Source organism: Saprospiraceae bacterium (genome assembly GCA_016709995.1).
Lineage (GTDB): Bacteria > Bacteroidota > Bacteroidia > Chitinophagales > Saprospiraceae > JADJLQ01.
In genome coordinates, this window is sequence record JADJLQ010000002.1 from 67,610 (window position 1) to 84,547 (window position 16,938).

Annotated in this window: 11 protein-coding genes; 9 read left to right on the forward strand and 2 right to left on the reverse strand. The window is 41.3% G+C overall.

Annotation, left to right across the window (positions count from 1 at the left end; genetic code table 11):
- Positions 1–36: 36 nt before the first annotated feature.
- From IPJ09_14720 to IPJ09_14735, 4 genes are all read left to right on the forward strand, one after another.
- The gene (locus IPJ09_14720; GenBank protein ID MBK7372661.1) at positions 37–2,358 is read left to right on the forward strand and encodes a hypothetical protein; all 2,322 of its coding nucleotides are present in this window, start codon (positions 37–39) and stop codon (positions 2,356–2,358) included.
- A 576-nt stretch (positions 2,359–2,934) separates the two neighbouring features.
- Positions 2,935–3,915, forward strand: a complete 981-nt coding sequence (locus tag IPJ09_14725) for a Gfo/Idh/MocA family oxidoreductase (protein ID MBK7372662.1) — start codon at positions 2,935–2,937, stop codon at positions 3,913–3,915.
- The gene (locus IPJ09_14730; protein MBK7372663.1) at positions 3,900–4,847 is read left to right on the forward strand and encodes a hypothetical protein; all 948 of its coding nucleotides are present in this window, start codon (positions 3,900–3,902) and stop codon (positions 4,845–4,847) included. Before IPJ09_14725 ends, IPJ09_14730 begins: the two co-directional genes overlap by 16 nt.
- 239 nt (positions 4,848–5,086) lie before the next feature.
- On the forward strand, positions 5,087–7,204 hold the full coding sequence (locus tag IPJ09_14735; protein MBK7372664.1) for a peptidylprolyl isomerase: 2,118 nt from the start codon (positions 5,087–5,089) through the stop codon (positions 7,202–7,204).
- Positions 7,205–7,345: 141 nt separating this feature from the next.
- Here IPJ09_14735 and IPJ09_14740 read toward each other — a convergent pair whose 3' ends face one another.
- Positions 7,346–7,951: a TVP38/TMEM64 family protein gene (locus tag IPJ09_14740; GenBank protein ID MBK7372665.1), complete on the reverse strand. Its 606-nt coding sequence runs from the start codon at positions 7,949–7,951 to the stop codon at positions 7,346–7,348.
- Positions 7,952–8,462: 511 nt separating this feature from the next.
- Between IPJ09_14740 and ssb the strand changes: the two genes are divergently transcribed.
- From ssb to IPJ09_14765, 5 genes are all read left to right on the forward strand, one after another.
- On the forward strand, positions 8,463–8,813 hold the full coding sequence (gene ssb, locus IPJ09_14745) for a single-stranded DNA-binding protein (GenBank protein MBK7372666.1): 351 nt from the start codon (positions 8,463–8,465) through the stop codon (positions 8,811–8,813).
- A gap of 146 nt (positions 8,814–8,959) precedes the next feature.
- Positions 8,960–10,000 carry a recombinase RecA gene (gene recA / locus IPJ09_14750; GenBank protein ID MBK7372667.1) on the forward strand — a complete coding sequence of 347 codons (1,041 nt, stop codon included), beginning with the start codon at positions 8,960–8,962 and terminating at the stop codon, positions 9,998–10,000.
- A 245-nt stretch (positions 10,001–10,245) separates the two neighbouring features.
- Entirely contained in the window at positions 10,246–12,444 is a 2,199-nt protein-coding gene (locus IPJ09_14755; protein ID MBK7372668.1) for a glutamine synthetase III, read from the forward strand.
- 198 nt (positions 12,445–12,642) lie between these two features.
- Positions 12,643–13,587, forward strand: coding sequence for a LysR family transcriptional regulator (locus IPJ09_14760; protein MBK7372669.1), 945 nt, complete (start codon positions 12,643–12,645; stop codon positions 13,585–13,587).
- 60 nt (positions 13,588–13,647) lie between these two features.
- Positions 13,648–15,501 carry a sulfatase-like hydrolase/transferase gene (locus IPJ09_14765; protein ID MBK7372670.1) on the forward strand — a complete coding sequence of 618 codons (1,854 nt, stop codon included), beginning with the start codon at positions 13,648–13,650 and terminating at the stop codon, positions 15,499–15,501.
- A 237-nt stretch (positions 15,502–15,738) separates the two neighbouring features.
- On the opposite strand, the gene IPJ09_14770 is transcribed toward IPJ09_14765, so the two are convergent.
- The gene (locus tag IPJ09_14770) at positions 15,739–16,938 is read right to left on the reverse strand and encodes an AGE family epimerase/isomerase (protein ID MBK7372671.1); all 1,200 of its coding nucleotides are present in this window, start codon (positions 16,936–16,938) and stop codon (positions 15,739–15,741) included.

The window sequence follows — 16,938 nt, forward strand, 5'->3', positions numbered from 1 at the left end:
ATTCTAGGCTATTTTTGCCCTTTCAATCAATATCATTTGACCTTATTTCGTATTCTGATATTCATATTTATCCTTCCCATTCAGGTATGGACACAATCTGATCAACGGATCGGCCAATGGAAGAGTTATATGTCCCATGCTACCGGCAATTTTGTGACCCAGAGTACTGATGATATATTCTTTGGTACCAACGGAGGATTGGTTATCATCAACAAATCAAATGAAGAAGTCAGGTTTGTGACCAAAGTGGCGGGATTGAGCGATAATAGTATTCAGGCATTGGCCTGGGACGAAAAGCACCATCATCTGCTGATAGCTTACCAAAACAGCAATATAGACCTTTATGATCCGACCACCGGCGAAGTGATAAACCTCCCGGATATATTGAGAAATACCCGCATTCTGGGGGACAGATTTATATATAGAATGCATGTCCCTGTAAATGGAGAGATGGCTTACCTGGCATGCGGATTTGGCATCGTCGAGCTTAATCTCACAAAGTTGGAATTTGGGTTTACAGCATTTACCGGCGTACCTGTCAATGAAGTGACTTTGTACCAGGACAAAATATATGCAGCTACCGAAAGTGGTGTGTATTTTATAGCAAATGATAAAACCCGGTTTAATATGAGTGATTTTGGTCAATGGTCACAAGCCCTGTCTTTGGGATCCCGTTCATACCAGGCCATTCAAACATTTAATGATCTCCTCTATCTTGGATCCGGATCAAAACTCCTCAGTTGGAACGGCTTAGACGAAGCCAAATTATTGGTGGAGCAGGGTGGCCATACTATTCAATATCTCAGCGGTACCTCCAATCTGCTGCTGGTGGGCAGTAGCTGTAAGGGTGATTGCGATGGGACTTTATTGATGGTAGACCGACAAAAAAATATAAGCTCCCTATCCACTTCCTGTGTACCCAGACCTCTTTATGGTATCGTGGACGAACAAAGTAGAGGCTGGTTTGCGGACAGATTCCAGGCTTTCCGATCAAACAATAAAATCAATGAGGGCTGTAGTTTTAAATATTTTAATACTCCTCTAAGTCCTTATTCTACCGATATAGCCTTGTATCAGGACAAGGTATATGTAGCTGCAGGGGGCATAGATGCATCCTATGGTTATTTATTCCGGGGAGATGGCTTTTTTTCATTGATAGATGGTATCTGGAGATATTATAACCGCGGCAATAATAAGGACATCCAAAAAGCTGACCTCATAGATCTTTACAAAATGGCCATAGACCCGGTAGATGGTACCTTATATATTGGAACCTATTGGGGTGGTCTCATGCAATGTAATATGGATGATCCGGATAAGCCAGTGATCAAAATATTTGATAAAAGCAACAGCAGTCTTCAAGGTACTGTTGGGGATGCAGCCAGAACAAGGATCGGCGGGCTCACATATGATCGCCAGGGAAATCTTTGGATGTCAAACTACCTGGCAGAAAGGCCTATATCTGTCATGAAAAAAGATGGCTCCTGGAAAAGTTTTTCGACTCCTTCCAATACCAACTTGCTGGCATGTAGTGCAGACTCAGTGGGATACTTATGGTTTTCGTCTATTGGCCAGGGGTTAGTCGTATATGATCCGGGTACGGATGTGGATGCTACCTCGGACGACCGGTACAAAATATTTACCAGCAGCAACAGCGTACTGGAGACCAATATCATCAATACTATAGCCACTGACCTGGATGGCAGTGTCTGGGTCGGAACCAATAAGGGCGTATTTGTATTCGAATGCGGAGAATCCATATTTGAAGCAGCCTGTACCGGTTCAAAACGCGTCATAGTACAGCAGGACCTCGGTGGCAGCCTTTTGGGTAGTGAGGATGTGCAATGTATAGCAATCGATGGTGCCAATAGAAAATGGTTTGGCACACGCCATGGGATCCTCGTGTTATCAGCATCAGGTGATCAACTGGTGCATCAATACACGATAGATAATAGTCCACTATTTGATGATCTGATCACTGTACTCCGATACCAACCCTTAACAGGCGAAATGTTTATAGGTACCGGCAATGGGATACAGTCTATCCGCACAGAAGCTACTGCAGGGGGACGATCCAATCAAAATGGGGATATCTATGCATTTCCCAACCCGGTGAGACCAGAGTACCAGGGTCCTGTCTCTGTACAAGGTCTTCGAAGAAACTCCAATGTGAAAATCACCGATTTTGGAGGGCACCTGGTCAATCAAGGAAAGTCTAATGGAGGCCTTTATGTCTGGGATGGCTTAGACCTATCTGGCCGCAAAGTCGCCAGTGGCATCTATACCGTATGGATCAGTGCAGGGGATGGTCTGGAGCAGCCGGATACCAAAGTCATTAAAATAGCTTTCGTGAGGTGAAGTAGGTTGGAATTTGATGATGGAGAGTCGGAGTAAAACTCCTTCAAAACAGAGTACGCTACAGAATGTCGGAGTAAAACTCCTCCGAAACAGGGTGAAACGGGGCAACAAGTGCTAGGTCGGAGTATAACTCCTCCAAAGCGGGTACTCTCCAAAACGGGAGGTCATAGCGTCTCAGGGGAAAAGAAGACAGTTTTTGAAACCTTATTCCAATACTGGACTTTATTGGAGACCTATGCTCATTATAAACCTTCGGTTAATCATACTTTTCTGGCTGGCGTTGATATCATGCATTACTCCATAGTGGATAAACAGGCCATTCCTGCCAATCCCAATATTGATATAAATTACCAATAGGCCATTGAGCGGACAAATTGGTTGGACTATAAGATTTGATAAATGAGCTGAGATAATCTTGATGATTGAATTATTTGGTCTGAAGGAACTGTCCCTTTTTTATCCTATCAATCGGTTTAAGCCGCTGCATTTTCGGCTAAACCTTTATTTTTTAAAATATAAACTTTGTCATATCCAGATGGCTGTCCCTATATTGTCAGAGAATTAAAACGATCAACTATGTCTATATCCTGGGGGATCATCGGAGCCGGTGATGTATGTGAAATAAAAAGCGGACCCGCCTTCAACCTCATAGAAGGATCTCAGCTAACTGCAGTGATGAGAAGAGATGGTGCAATGGCACGGGACTATGCGCAAAGGCATGGCGTGCCCAAGTGGTATGATGATGCCAACGCCCTGATCAATGATCCGGATATCACTGCGGTCTATATCGCGACACCACCAGATTCGCATGAGGAGTATACCCTTAAAGTAGCGGCAGCAGGCAAGCCAGTGTATGTCGAAAAGCCGATGGCCATGTCTTATGACCAATGCATCAATATGGTCAATGCTTGTGCTCATGCAGGTGTCCCTTTATATGTCGCTTATTATCGTCGGGCCCTGGCCAATTTTTTGGCTATTAAACGCTGGCTTGAAGAGGGTACTATAGGTGATGTCCGATTTGTGGAAATTCAGCTACATAAATCTATTAAGCAGGATCTGAGTTTTAAAAATAAGGGAATCGATCATTGGCGGACCGATCCAGTGAGATCAGGCGGAGGGTACTTTAATGACCTGGCCAGCCATCAACTGGATATTATGGACATGTTATTTGGTCCTATCGTGCACGCGAGGGCATATCATCTCAATCAAGCAGGTGTATACGCAGCAGATGATATCGTATTGGGTCAGTTTCAGTTTGAGGGTGGTATGCCCGGGCAAGGATCCTGGTGTTTTACCACGAGCCCTGCTGCAGAAAAAGAAGTCACGACCATCTATGGGAGCAAAGGCACTATTTCTTTTCCCTACTTTGGTGATTCTTCAGTGACGATCCATCTTGATGATCAAGCACCGGTAAGACATACTTTTGAAGTTCCAAAAAACATCCAATATTCATTGATACAGACTATAGTCGATGACCTCCGGGGGAGGGGCACCTGTCCCAGTACCGGAGAGTCCGCTGCGAGGACTAACAGAGTCATGGATTGGATGATATCGTAAAACCTGGTCAATTTACAAAGGATCAACTCCATATCTCGGCCTACTACTATCTTTACCACGATTTGGACCAATTTGTTTTCATCATCAATAGCCGATCCGGGCGTAAAAGCAATAAAGAACTTCATCAAAGAATAAGTTCGGAAGTAAAGTCATTGGACTTCCTGGCTGATGTATATATAACCGAACACGCTGATGAGACTCAACAGATCATCCGCCAGGAGTTGGCCAAAGGCACTAAATATTTTGTGGCTATCGGTGGAGATGGTACTGTAAATACGCTTGCCAAAAATCTGGTCCATACCGACGCTTTTCTAGGTATTATTCCAAGGGGATCTGGTAATGGGCTTGCCCGGCATTTTCATATGCCCAGGAATCTCAAAGGCGCACTGAATAGACTTGCTCTGAAGAAAAGTAAACTGATCGACGCGATTTTGATCAATGATCATTGGTCCTTTAATGTAGCCGGTATTGGGTTTGATGGCTATATTTCTACCAAATTTGGGCAGGACGGTAAACGGGGCATGCGCAACTATATGAAACTCATCCATACAGAATATGCCGCATATCCCCCTGTAAGTATGGAGATTGTTGCGCTTCAACAAACCTTTCACGAGGATTTGTTTCAACTCGCTATAGCCAATGCAAGTCAATATGGTAATAATGCTATCGTAGCACCTAAGGCCAGCCTGGAGGATCAATTATTGGACATCACATTGATTCAAAAAGTACCAATGACATTATTGCCGTCCTTTTTATTAAAGGTTTTTTCAGGGAATATTCTTAAAAGTCGATATGTGAAGACCATCCAAACTGATCGCTGCACGGTGCACACCTCCAGGCCGGTACACTTTCATACAGATGGTGATGGTCGGGGGATCTCTGACAGCTTCGAAATCAGCGTTGTCCCAGGATGTCTTAATATTTTGTGGTAACCACACCCTCTATCAAGTAGTTTTTTTGGATATATAAGTAGGACAAATTCAACACATTGAGTCAAAGATTTGATACAAATTCCTTTGTCAGAATTTTTATAACCCTATTGACGCTGAAGTAGATAGAGATTGACTTGTACATTGAGCCAAAAAGTGTACTTTTGCATTCGCTTTTTCAAACAGAGGCTAATACTCTGATATATTAAATATTTTTATAAATTATAAATTGTTGATTAAAAATGGCTTTAATAGGTAAAATACGAAAACATAGCTGGATTATGGTTGTATTGATAGGCCTTGCTCTATTGAGCTTCCTGGTCATGGATGTAGTTACTAATAAATCTTTGGGTGGAAGTCAAGCTAAATTCAGTATCGGCAAGGTAAATGGCAAAAGTATTGATTACAATGACTTTTCCAGGACAGAGCAGATCCTCTATAACAGCAGTACTGTAGATCCTTATGTTCGTCGAAATTATCTTTGGAATTATTTGGTAGAAAGCTCCATCCTTGAGACTCAATCTGATAAATTGGGTTTTGGAGTCAGTGAAACCGAAATGGAGGAACTACAATTTGGCAATAACCTTAGCCCCATCATCCAACAAAGATTTATCAATCCAAGTACAGGAATCGTGGATAGAGATCAACTCAATCAGATCAAACAAGGACTAGATAATAACTCCCTGAGACCTGACCTGGTAACTTACTGGAATGAACAGAAAAAAGAGATCGTCAAAGACAAGTTACAGACCAAATACACAAGCTTGATCTCAAAAGCTATCTATGTACCCGCCTGGATGGCAGAGATGAAAAACAAAGAATCTAACGAGCTCATCGATTTTCAATATGTCAAACTTCCTTTTGACCTCGTCACTGACAGTATCGCCATCACCGATAAAGAGGTTCAGCAGTATATCAATGATCATAAGGCCAACTATAAGTATACAGAAGAGGCTAGATTTTTAGAATATGTCAATTTTAACATCGTCCCTACTTCTCAAGACAGTGCTGCCATATATGATGAGCTCAATGCAATGGTTGATAGCTTTAAGACAGCTCTCAACGATTCGTTTTTTATTATGCAGAATGAGGGCACTTTGGATCCTGCTTATTTTACGGAGGCACAATTGAGCCCTGAGCATGCATCTACTATCTATGGATTGCCTACAGGCGGGGTAGTTGGTCCCTATATCGATGGTACAGATTACAAGATAGCCAAGCTGGTTGGTCGTAAAAAAATCGCTGACTCAGTGACCGTAAGGCACATTTTGCGTTCGGTGCAGACCGCAGATCAACTTCCATCTGCTCAGCAGACTATAGATAGCCTTAAAAAATTATTAGAAGCTGGTACAGCCAGATTTGATTCTCTGGCCATCCGTTTTTCTCAGGATCCAGGTTCTGGATTTAATGGGGGTGATCTGGGTACGGTAGGTCATGATGTCATGGTAAAACCATTTAATGATGTGATATTTTTTCAGGCGACGCCAAAAAATTATTACACTGTAGCGACTCAGTTTGGAATACACCTGATAGAAGTTACTAAACAATCTTTTGGCAAAAACAGTCCTGATTGGGTAAAAGTAGCTTATGTAAGACGACCAATTATTCCATCTCAGGAAACTCAAAATGCGATAGAAGATGAAGTCACTACGCTCAATAATGCAAGCAGGAATCTTACAGATCTTAAAAAATCTTTAGCCTCCAGATCTGATTTGAGTTTTGAGAAGACAGGAGCTGTAAGGCAGAATGACGCGACAGCAGGTTTATTGCCTTCCAGTGAAAGCACACGATCTATGGTGAGGTGGGCATTCGATAAAAAGACCAATGTAGGCGATGTGTCTCCTGAAGTGTATATGTACGAAGATGCAGTCAACTTTTACACGAAACAAATCACCATAGCCGGATTGAAATCCATTCAGCCAAAAGGTCTGGCTAATGTCGAAACTGTACGTGATGATATCAGCATGATCTTGTCTAATAAAAAACGGGCTCAAAAATTAATCTCCGAGATTGGTTCTACAGCAGATATTTATGCTTTATCTACAAAATATAATACCAAGGTTGATACCGCAAGCAGCGTCAATTTTAGTACCAGCTTTCTACCACAGATGGGCAATGAACCAAAAGTCATTGCCACCGCCTTCGGAACAGAAAAAAATGCTACTTCCAAGCCAATCACCGGCAATGGTGGGGTTTATGTAGTCAAGACCGTTCAGCGGGTTCCCTCCATTGGCGAATCTGATCTTTCATTCTTCAAAGAGCAGGCTAACGCTGTATCCAAAAACAATGTTCAGTCTTTTTTTATGGAATCTCTTAAAAAGAATGCCAATATCAAAGACAATCGTTATACCTTTTTCTAAGTTCAATATAAGAAATACAACACCAGAGGCCATTGCAGCGATGTGATGGCCTTATTTTATTCTTGGTTTTCATGTTCTGCAAAATAGCATAGGCTTGAATGGCTAATTAATTGTGGTTTCCTTTTGCATGATATGATCTCTTCAGAATTCTTTAGACCAGGAAGAGGAGTGCCTTTTGTATTTACCAATGACCCAAAAAAAGCCTGCTACTAACAATACTATACCAAAACTCCAAATACCACTTTTCATTTCTAAGGCATAGACTCCGGTAATAGCAAATATGATCGCCGCAGGCAAAATCCCCAATAATGAGGCTATGATGAACTTTTGTACCGGCATTTGAATGACTCCTGCCATGATACTAATACTTTCCGCCATCAAAGGTATCGGCCGAGAAATAAGCACAGCCAGTCCACCCCATTTTTTCATTGCGTCTGAAGCTTGTTCTTGTTCCTGCATGGTGATAAATTTATTGATCATGGGTCCGCTTTTGTATCCCAGATAGTATCCAGCACAGGAGGCCATTACCCCACCTATCAAAGAAAATAAACTACCTAACCAAACTCCAAATATGGCACCATGGGCGATCATAACCAGGCTCGCCGGGATTGGGAGTATCACATCCGCTATGAGTAACCCTATTCCTGCACATGCTGCTATCAATCCTCCCTGGTGAAGAAGGACCTCAGGATTTTTTAGAAGCCGAATATCCATTTCTTCTACTGCGAAAAATAGGATTAAAGCCATAGTGCACAGGATGATAAAAAATAATAAATATCGTCTCATTATGAAATTTACTTAAAAACATGCATGAAAACTATCTAATCAAAGAAGATTCTGATTACATTTTTATTGATTACCCTTTTTTCAGTAAAAAAAATAAAACAATATAGCATGCCGGCAAATATTACCAATACGAATATAAGAGCTCAATAATCAGGCTCTTAGCGTTATACTCCCACACAGCCAACAACATTATACAAACGGCTACAAACACCTACAACCGCAAGTAATTGATTAGAATACGACTATCGCTTGGCCGCTGATACATCTTTGTCCCGATGATTTAATCCTGACTATCCTGTTAGCATCCAATCAACAACAATAAAAAATAAATAAATACTAACTATGAACCGCAGACACCACATACAGACGAAAGAGATCGTAAGCGTCGCTACCATGCGTACATCAAAAAGCATAACTATCTGTAGCATCTATTTGTAAACAATATTTTTTAACCAATAAATTTTTAATTATTATGACAAGCGTAACGAACAAAGTCCAGTTAATGGGTCACCTCGGGCAGGAGCCGATGATCAAGCAATTTTCCACCGGATCCAAGATGGCATCCTTCTCACTAGCCACTAATGAATCTTATACCAGTGCCAGTGGGACAAAAATCGAAAATACCCAATGGCATCGCCTGGTAGCCTGGGGTGAAATTGCAGAAAAAGTAGAACAAGAGCTAAAAAAAGGTGCCAAAATAACCCTGACAGGCAAATTAAGTCAGCGTAGTTATGAAGCCAAAGACGGTACTAAGCGGTATACCACGGAGATTGTGGTCAATGAGTTTGAGTTGATGCAAACTGAAAAACTATTGGCAGCATAAAACAATGGATATGGGTACCTCAGGTCTATGGATGAATAGATCGACCAATTAATGTCGAATATTTAAATGTAGATCTGAGGTTATATCATATACATATATTACATTTGTGCGTAATATTTTAAATATAATTTTATAAATAATTGATAATGAGCAACGAACGCGACGCAAAACATAAAGCCCTGCAACTTACCCTCGACAAACTGGAGAAGACCTACGGTAAGGGCACGATCATGAAGCTTGGAGACCGACAAGTCGAGGATGTAGAAGTGATATCTACGGGTTCTCTGGGTCTTGATATAGCCTTAGGCATCGGCGGACTGCCAAAAGGCAGAGTGATAGAAATATATGGCCCTGAATCTTCTGGAAAAACCACCCTGGCTATTCATGCCATAGCGGAATGCCAAAAGAAAGGTGGTATGGCTGCATTTATAGATGCCGAACATGCTTTTGACCGGCATTACGCCGAAGCGCTGGGAGTAGATACAGAAAACCTGCTGATTTCTCAGCCAGATAATGGAGAGCAGGCGCTGGAGATAGCAGAAAACTTGATTCGATCAGGAGCTATAGATATCATCGTCATAGATTCTGTCGCAGCTTTGGTACCAAGAGCCGAGATAGAAGGGGAGATGGGTGATAGTAAGATGGGATTGCAGGCCAGACTGATGTCCCAAGCCATGCGAAAGCTCACCGGTACTATTGGTCGCACAGGTTGTTGCTGCATATTTATCAATCAATTGCGTGAAAAGATCGGTGTCATGTTTGGTAATCCGGAGACGACCACCGGTGGAAATGCTTTAAAATTTTATGCCAGTATTAGGCTTGATATCAGAAGACAAGGTTCGCCAATAAAGGACAAAGAAGGTAATATGTTGGGCAATACCGTCAAAGTCAAAGTGGTCAAAAACAAATTGGCGCCACCTTTCCGTATAGCCAATTTTGACATTACCTACGGCGAAGGCATCTCTAAAATCGGTGAAATCGTTGATCTTGGAGTAGACCTGGAAATCATCCAAAAAAGTGGTGCCTGGTTTAGCTATGGCGGTTCTAAAATCGCTCAGGGTCGGGAAGCTGCCAAACAATTCATGGCTGACAATCCGGAAGTAGCTGATGAAATCGAGACTAAGATCAGAGAAAAAGTGGAAGCCGGCGCAGCTGTAGGTAAGGCAGTGGCCAGCACGGAAGACTAAACCCCTTATTGGGTAATGAAAATTAAAAAAATTAGTTTTTTGAGTTCAGAGAAAAGGCCTTTTTAAGGCCTTTTTCAATGGAGTAATTCTTAACTTTCACCTTCGCTTGTGAAAGATCACAAAATCTATATTTTTAGAAATAACATTTTTTGGCCCCATTTTTCATTAAAAACAAAAGCAGATAGTAGGCTTTAGTCATAAAAAATATAATTTTACAGCTGATTTTCAACTACAAAAATTTAAAAATGGCAATTTCAAGATTTAAAGCCCTGGATCTGGCTCAAAACCGACCTATAGCCCATGTCAAGATACCTGATCAAAAGATCTCAGAGTATTATGGCTGCAATACTTTTAATGATGATGTGATGAAGTCTCTGCTGAGTCCTGAGGCTTACAAAAAAATATCGGATGCCATACTTTCTGGTTCTAAAATAGACAGAGATGCTTCTGATGAAGTGGCAGCTGCTATGAAATCATGGGCAGTATCCAAAGGAGCGACTCATTACACTCATTGGTTCCAACCATTGACCGGGTCTACAGCAGAAAAGCATGATGCCTTTTTTGACATCGATTATAAAACAGGAAAAGCTATAGAAAAATTTAAAGGGTCTGCCCTGGTACAACAAGAGCCTGATGCATCTTCTTTTCCATCTGGTGGTATTCGATCTACTTTCGAAGCACGTGGTTATACAGCATGGGATCCCTCTTCTCCTGCGTTTATCATGGAAAACCTGGGTGGAACAGCGACACTTTGTATTCCTTCCGTGTTTGTCTCCTATACCAGTGAAGCACTAGATTATAAAACACCTCTTTTAAAAGCCATCGCACAGGTAGATAAAGCAGCTACTGCGGTGATGAAAGATTATTTTGATCGGGATGTTAAAAGAGTCATTGCCACTCTCGGCCCTGAACAAGAATATTTCGTGATCGACGAAGCATTGTTTAATGCCCGACCTGACCTGATGATGGCTGGCAGGACCGTATTTGGTCACGCCCCTGCAAAAGGCCAACAATTAGAAGATCATTATTTTGGTTCTATACCTCCCAGAGTCAATGCTTTTATGGTTGACTTTGAGATAGAAGCCCAAAAACTTGGTATCCCTGCTCGTACCCGACACAACGAAGTAGCTCCTGCACAGTTTGAAGTAGCTCCTACTTTTGAAGAACTCAACCTGGCATGCGATCACAATCAGTTACTGATAGACTTGATGGGAAAAGTAGCTGCCAAACACAAGCTAAAAGTCCTGTTTCATGAAAAACCATTTGCAGGCATCAACGGATCCGGCAAGCACAATAACTGGTCATTGGGTACAGATACCGGTATTAACCTGCTCGGACCAAGCTCCAAACCTAAAGAAAACCTGAGATTCCTTACTTTCTTTGTCAATGTAGTCAAAGCGGTAGCAGACAATGCTGATCTGTTGAGAGCATCTATCGCCACTCCGGGCAATGAACACCGTCTCGGAGCAAACGAAGCTCCTCCAGCCATCATGTCGGTATTTGTAGGTAACACGATGAATAGAGTATTGACAGAGTTTGAAAAGAACAAAGAAATTACTTTAGAAAAAGGTGACAATGTCTATATGAAGTTGGGTGTAAATAAAATACCACCCCTTATCCTCGATAATACTGACAGAAACAGGACTTCGCCCTTTGCTTTTACCGGTAATAAATTTGAATTTAGAGCGGTAGGTTCCAGTGCAAACTGCGCTCATCCTATGACCGTGCTCAATACGATGGTCGCAAATCAATTATTTACATTCAAAGAAGATGTAGACAAGCTCATAGCTGGTGGTCAAAAGAAAGAACTGGCTATCACTGAGGTACTACAAGGTTATATCCGATCTTCTAAAAAAATAATTTTTGAAGGAAATAACTATTCAGAAGAATGGGTAAAAGAAGCTGCCAAACGCAAGTTGAGTAATATCAAGGATACTCCATCCGCCCTGGCTATCTTCCTTAAAAAAGAGAATGTGGCTTTGTTTGAAAAATTAGGCATATTCAATGAAAAGGAATTGCATGCAAGAGTAGAGATAGAGTGGGAAAATTATGTCAAAAAAGTTCAGATAGAAAGCAGGGTACTTGGGGACTTAGCCATTAACCATATCGTATCCACCGCTCTTAAATATCAAACCAGGTTAGTAGACAATGTACGTGGTCAAAAGGAAATCAAAATCCCGGCCACCTTATATAAGCCTACGATGGATACCATCAAAAAAATCTCTGAGTATACCGGCAAGATTCAAACTTTGGTAGAGCAAATGACTGAAGCCCGTAAAAAAGCCAATACAATTGAAGATTCTCACAAAAGGGCTTTGGCATACAATCAAAAAGTCAAATCCTTCTTTGATCCCATCCGTTATTGTATAGACAAACTGGAATTGATCGTAGATGATGATGAATGGCCAATGCCGAAGTATCGTGAAATTCTGATGATCAGATAATTATTCATTCTACATAAAGCTTATAAAAGCGCCTCATCTATGATGCAGGCGCTTTTTCTTTTATTCCATGTGGTGGTCGTATTGGAACCACTTTTGATATAAAGCTCATGGGTAAAATATCCTTTATGTAAAGACCATGATGATATATACTAAAGTGATAGAAGCTATATTTGTATTGACAGCTTCAATATCTTTAAAATGAATATTCAACAATTAGAGTACATTATTGCCCTGGATACACACCGGCACTTTGTAAAAGCCGCGGAGACTTGCTTTGTGACCCAGGCTACCCTCAGTACCATGGTCAAAAAGCTTGAAGAAGAACTGGGTGTCAAGATCTTTGACAGGAGTAAACTGCCTATCATACCCACAGAAACAGGCAAAAAAATCATTGCTCAAGCCAAAAATATCCTGCAAGAGAGTCATCGACTTCAAGAGATCGTTCAAGAGCAAAAAGGGAAAGTAACCGGAGAGCTGCGCATTGGTATCATACCCACCCTTGCACCTTATTTATTGCCCTTGTTTTTAAATTCATTTTTAAAAAAATATCCCGAGCTCAAATTAAAAATAAGTGAACTGACCACGGACGAAATCATCCACAAACTGGAGCGATTAGAGCTGGATGCGGGCATTTTGGCCACCCCACTGAATGATGTCCGATTGTATGAAGAATCTTTGTTTTTTGAAGAATTTGTGGTCTATGCATCCTCAGAAGAAAAATTAATGCGCAAAAAGTATGTTATAGCCAGTGATATTGATATCAACAGGCTGTGGCTATTAGAAGAAGGGCACTGCCTCAGGTCCCAGGTGATCAATCTATGTGAATTAAAAAACAGGGAAAAAGAGATGCACCAGTTAAGTTTTGAAGCAGGGACAATCGAAACTTTGAAAAAAATAGTCGATATTAATCAGGGCATTACCATCCTGCCTATGCTGGCACTCAAAGATATACCTGACCATAAAATAGACTGCATCCGCTATTTTAAAAGTCCCGTGCCAGTCCGGGAAATCGGTATCGTGACTTTTCGTAAGCATATCAAGAGGTATATCATCGATGCGCTTAAATGTGAAATCTTGTCTACCCTACCACCGGAGATAAAAAACCAGAAAAAAAAGGACTTCATTAAAACTCAGTTGTATTGACCAGTCTGATCCATTAGCACACCCCACGGGTAATTGATACCTTTGAAATTATTTATTCCGGTGAAGATTTTACTTAGATTCTTTATTGTTCATATCGCATATTGGTTATTAGTAGCCTGGTGGGCACGTGTCCTTTTTGTTTTATATCATTGGGGCGAATACGATGCTGGAATTAATTTGATAAATACATTTGTCTACGGATGTAGACTGGATTTTTCTTTGAGTTGTTATATCACTTCACTTGCATTATTGTTGGCATGGTGTTATGATTGGAGTGCCTATAAATTATTTGATCAGTTACGCCGATACTGGCAAGTGATCGCTTTATCAATCTATCTTTTGATTACTGTAGCAGATTTGGTAGTATACAAACATTGGGCGACCAAGCTCAATCTTACTGCATTGTCTTTTGCCCGACACCCTGCAGAAGTCATGGCGAGCATTGGCCAGGGTGATCATCTGATGATCGTAGGTTTGGTGTTCCTGATCAGTTTTTTAGGTCTATGGTGGTTGTACCGTGTGCTAGCAAATCCAATTCAGCCAGAATTTTCAAAAACATTTTCTGAACGCCTGCGATCAGGGCTTGCCTACTTAGGCTTGATAGGCCTCTCATTTATAGGTATTCGCGGCGGCTTACAATTGGAACCTATCAATCAGAGTTCAGCATACTTTTCTGATGTTCCCCTGTACAATAACACCTCGATCAATGCTACATGGAACCTGATGAATAAAGTCGTAAACAATCATGGTGGTGCCAACCCTTATCATTTTGGCACTTCACAAGCGGTAGATCAGGTATTAAAAGATTTTTATCAGAAAGACACAACGCCGTATATTTTGAGCAAGGTGATAAAGCCCAATATTGTATTCATCCTGCTTGAAGGATTTACTGCGGATGTGATACCGGCCTTTGGAGGAGAATCAGGATTGACTCCTATTATAGATTCGTTAGTAGGGCAAGGATTGATCTGGCCTCACTTTTATGCCAATGGAGATCGTACTTACAAAGGGCTGCCTTCCATACTCAATGGATTTCCTACCAGGCCGGTTGGCTCGATCATTCAAAACAATGACCTGACAAGTGATATTCCATCTATGACCAAATCACTCCAAAAAAAGGGTTATTCCAGCTCGTTTTATTACGGAGGCGAATCAGAATTTGCCAATATCAAATCTTATCTGATCAATACCGGATTTGAAAGGATTATAGATATCAGGGACTTTCCTGCGGACTATCGGGGTATAAAATGGGGTGTGGCAGACCATTATGTCTTTGAGCGAATGGCCAAAGATCTACATCAGGAAAAGCAACCCTTCTTCAGTTGTATCCTCACCCTCAGTAGTCATGAGCCCTATGATATACCTATTGCCCCATTGATTCATAGTAAAACCTGGCCGGATCTTTTTAGAAATACAGTCTACTATACAGATCAAAGTCTGGGCCGGTTTTTACAACTAGCCCAAGGACAATCCTGGTTTGACTCTACCCTTTTTGTTCTCACTGCTGATCATGGCAATCCTATGCCAAGGGATTATACCAATAATTTTGACCCTGGCAAATTCAAGATCCCAATGTTGATATTTGGTCCTGCATTAAACGATGATTTGAAGGGAAAAAGTTTGAATAAAATTGGGTCCCATACCGATCTGGCTTATTCTCTTCTATCATCTCTCTTTAAGAACGATAGCCTCCATCTGCCCTACCGATTTGCCCATCAGCTATTAGATTCTACTCAAACCGGCAGTGTGTTTTATACTTTTGATCAAGGATTTGGCTTTGTAACCGAACAAGGCAAAATGGCTTATGATCTTACTGCAGACAAGGTGGTTTTTGAGGAAGGGAGTGTGTCGGATTCATTGATAGCTCGTGGTAAATTATTAATGCAGGGGACTTTCAATCCACATATGCATTAATCCGAAATTGTTCATTTGAATTTCAAATGAACGATCTGATGATTGATTGATTAATGAATTGTGAACTTTTTGATGGAAGAATTCATTTCATAATCAATATCAGGATTAACCTCTGACATAGTGACTGATGGTTCTATCAGCATCCCGATATTCATCATCGGGATCCGAAGGATAAAAAATTCAACCGCTAATGAATTTTTTGGGTTAATGCTTTAACTGCAATTTGTTTTGCGGACCCTATTTGCTTTTTATTTGTTCAATCCGTTCCATAATCTCAAAGCACGCTCTGACATTATGGTAAGGGCATTTCCAAAAACCCATTTTGTACTCTGCCATCTTAGTATAATCTGCATGTACTCCCCAGTACCATTCGCCGGACTCGTGATCTAACAGGTGTGATTTGGTAAACTCCCATAGCCTGGACACTTTCTGCAGATATAGCTCGTCGCCTGTCAGGAGATACGCATTGATAAATCCAACCATACCTTCTGCACTGACCCACCACTCACGGTGAGCATCGGTGTGTAAATGCTCAGGATCATATTCGTGGATAAAACTACCATCATGTTGAATACCTTCTGTGGCAGCGTTGGCGATTTGTATAGCCTTGGCGCTCCAGTAGATATACAAATCGGGATCCTGTAAAATATGGGCGCATTCGTGTAGTAGCCATGATGCCTCTATATCATGACCGTATGATATGGCTTCGGATGTTTTTTGCCAGGCCTTATCAAAAAACAAAGCCAGATGATGATTGGGTTGAATAATTTTTTTATCAAATATTTCCAGGAGTCTTTCTATGGATACTTTAAGTTGGGGTTCTCTCCAGACAAGATAGAGATTGGCATAAGCCTCAATGAGATGCAGGTGGGTATTCATCGTCTTGGGATCATTGCGATCTTTTTCGCTGAGTCTTAAGTCATCCAATAGGCCCCATTCATTGCTATATGCTTCAAAATATCCACCAAATTCCGGATCCTGGCTGTGATATTCGATGGCCTGGTACAAGTGGATGGCAGGATCCAGTGCAGCATGATCACCCGTTATTTTAAAATATTCTGCCAAACCGTAGATGGCAAATGCAAGTGCGTAGATCTGTTTTCTATTATTACTAATGTCTCCATTTGGTTTTAAAGCCCAATAGACACCACCTAGCTGCAGATCATAAAAATGCGTCACCAGATAATTGAATGCTTTCCGGGCCAGCTCGAGATCTTCGGCATGGCCAAGTTTTCGATAAGCTGCTGAAAAAGTCCAAAGGATCCGTGCATGCAGTACACTTCCTTTGTCTGCATCCACCTTGGGCATATTGTGCTGATCTATTTCGCCAGCAAAGCCACCGTGAATAGGATCCGGGGCATACATACGCCACCAGGACAGGATACGATCGGCTTCAGTTCGTATCTCTTCATAAAACACTGTAAGCTCATTGGTCAT

Coding starts and splice junctions, on each gene's coding strand:
- IPJ09_14725 (MBK7372662.1), top strand. CDS start 2,935: ATGTCTATATCCTGGGGGATCATCGGAGCCGGTGATGTATGTGAAATA.
- IPJ09_14735 (MBK7372664.1), top strand. CDS start 5,087: ATGGCTTTAATAGGTAAAATACGAAAACATAGCTGGATTATGGTTGTA.
- IPJ09_14740 (MBK7372665.1), bottom strand. CDS start 7,951: ATGGCTTTAATCCTATTTTTCGCAGTAGAAGAAATGGATATTCGGCTT.
- ssb (MBK7372666.1), top strand. CDS start 8,463: ATGACAAGCGTAACGAACAAAGTCCAGTTAATGGGTCACCTCGGGCAG.
- recA (MBK7372667.1), top strand. CDS start 8,960: ATGAGCAACGAACGCGACGCAAAACATAAAGCCCTGCAACTTACCCTC.
- IPJ09_14755 (MBK7372668.1), top strand. CDS start 10,246: ATGGCAATTTCAAGATTTAAAGCCCTGGATCTGGCTCAAAACCGACCT.
- IPJ09_14760 (MBK7372669.1), top strand. CDS start 12,643: ATGAATATTCAACAATTAGAGTACATTATTGCCCTGGATACACACCGG.
- IPJ09_14770 (MBK7372671.1), bottom strand. CDS start 16,938: ATGACCAATGAGCTTACAGTGTTTTATGAAGAGATACGAACTGAAGCC.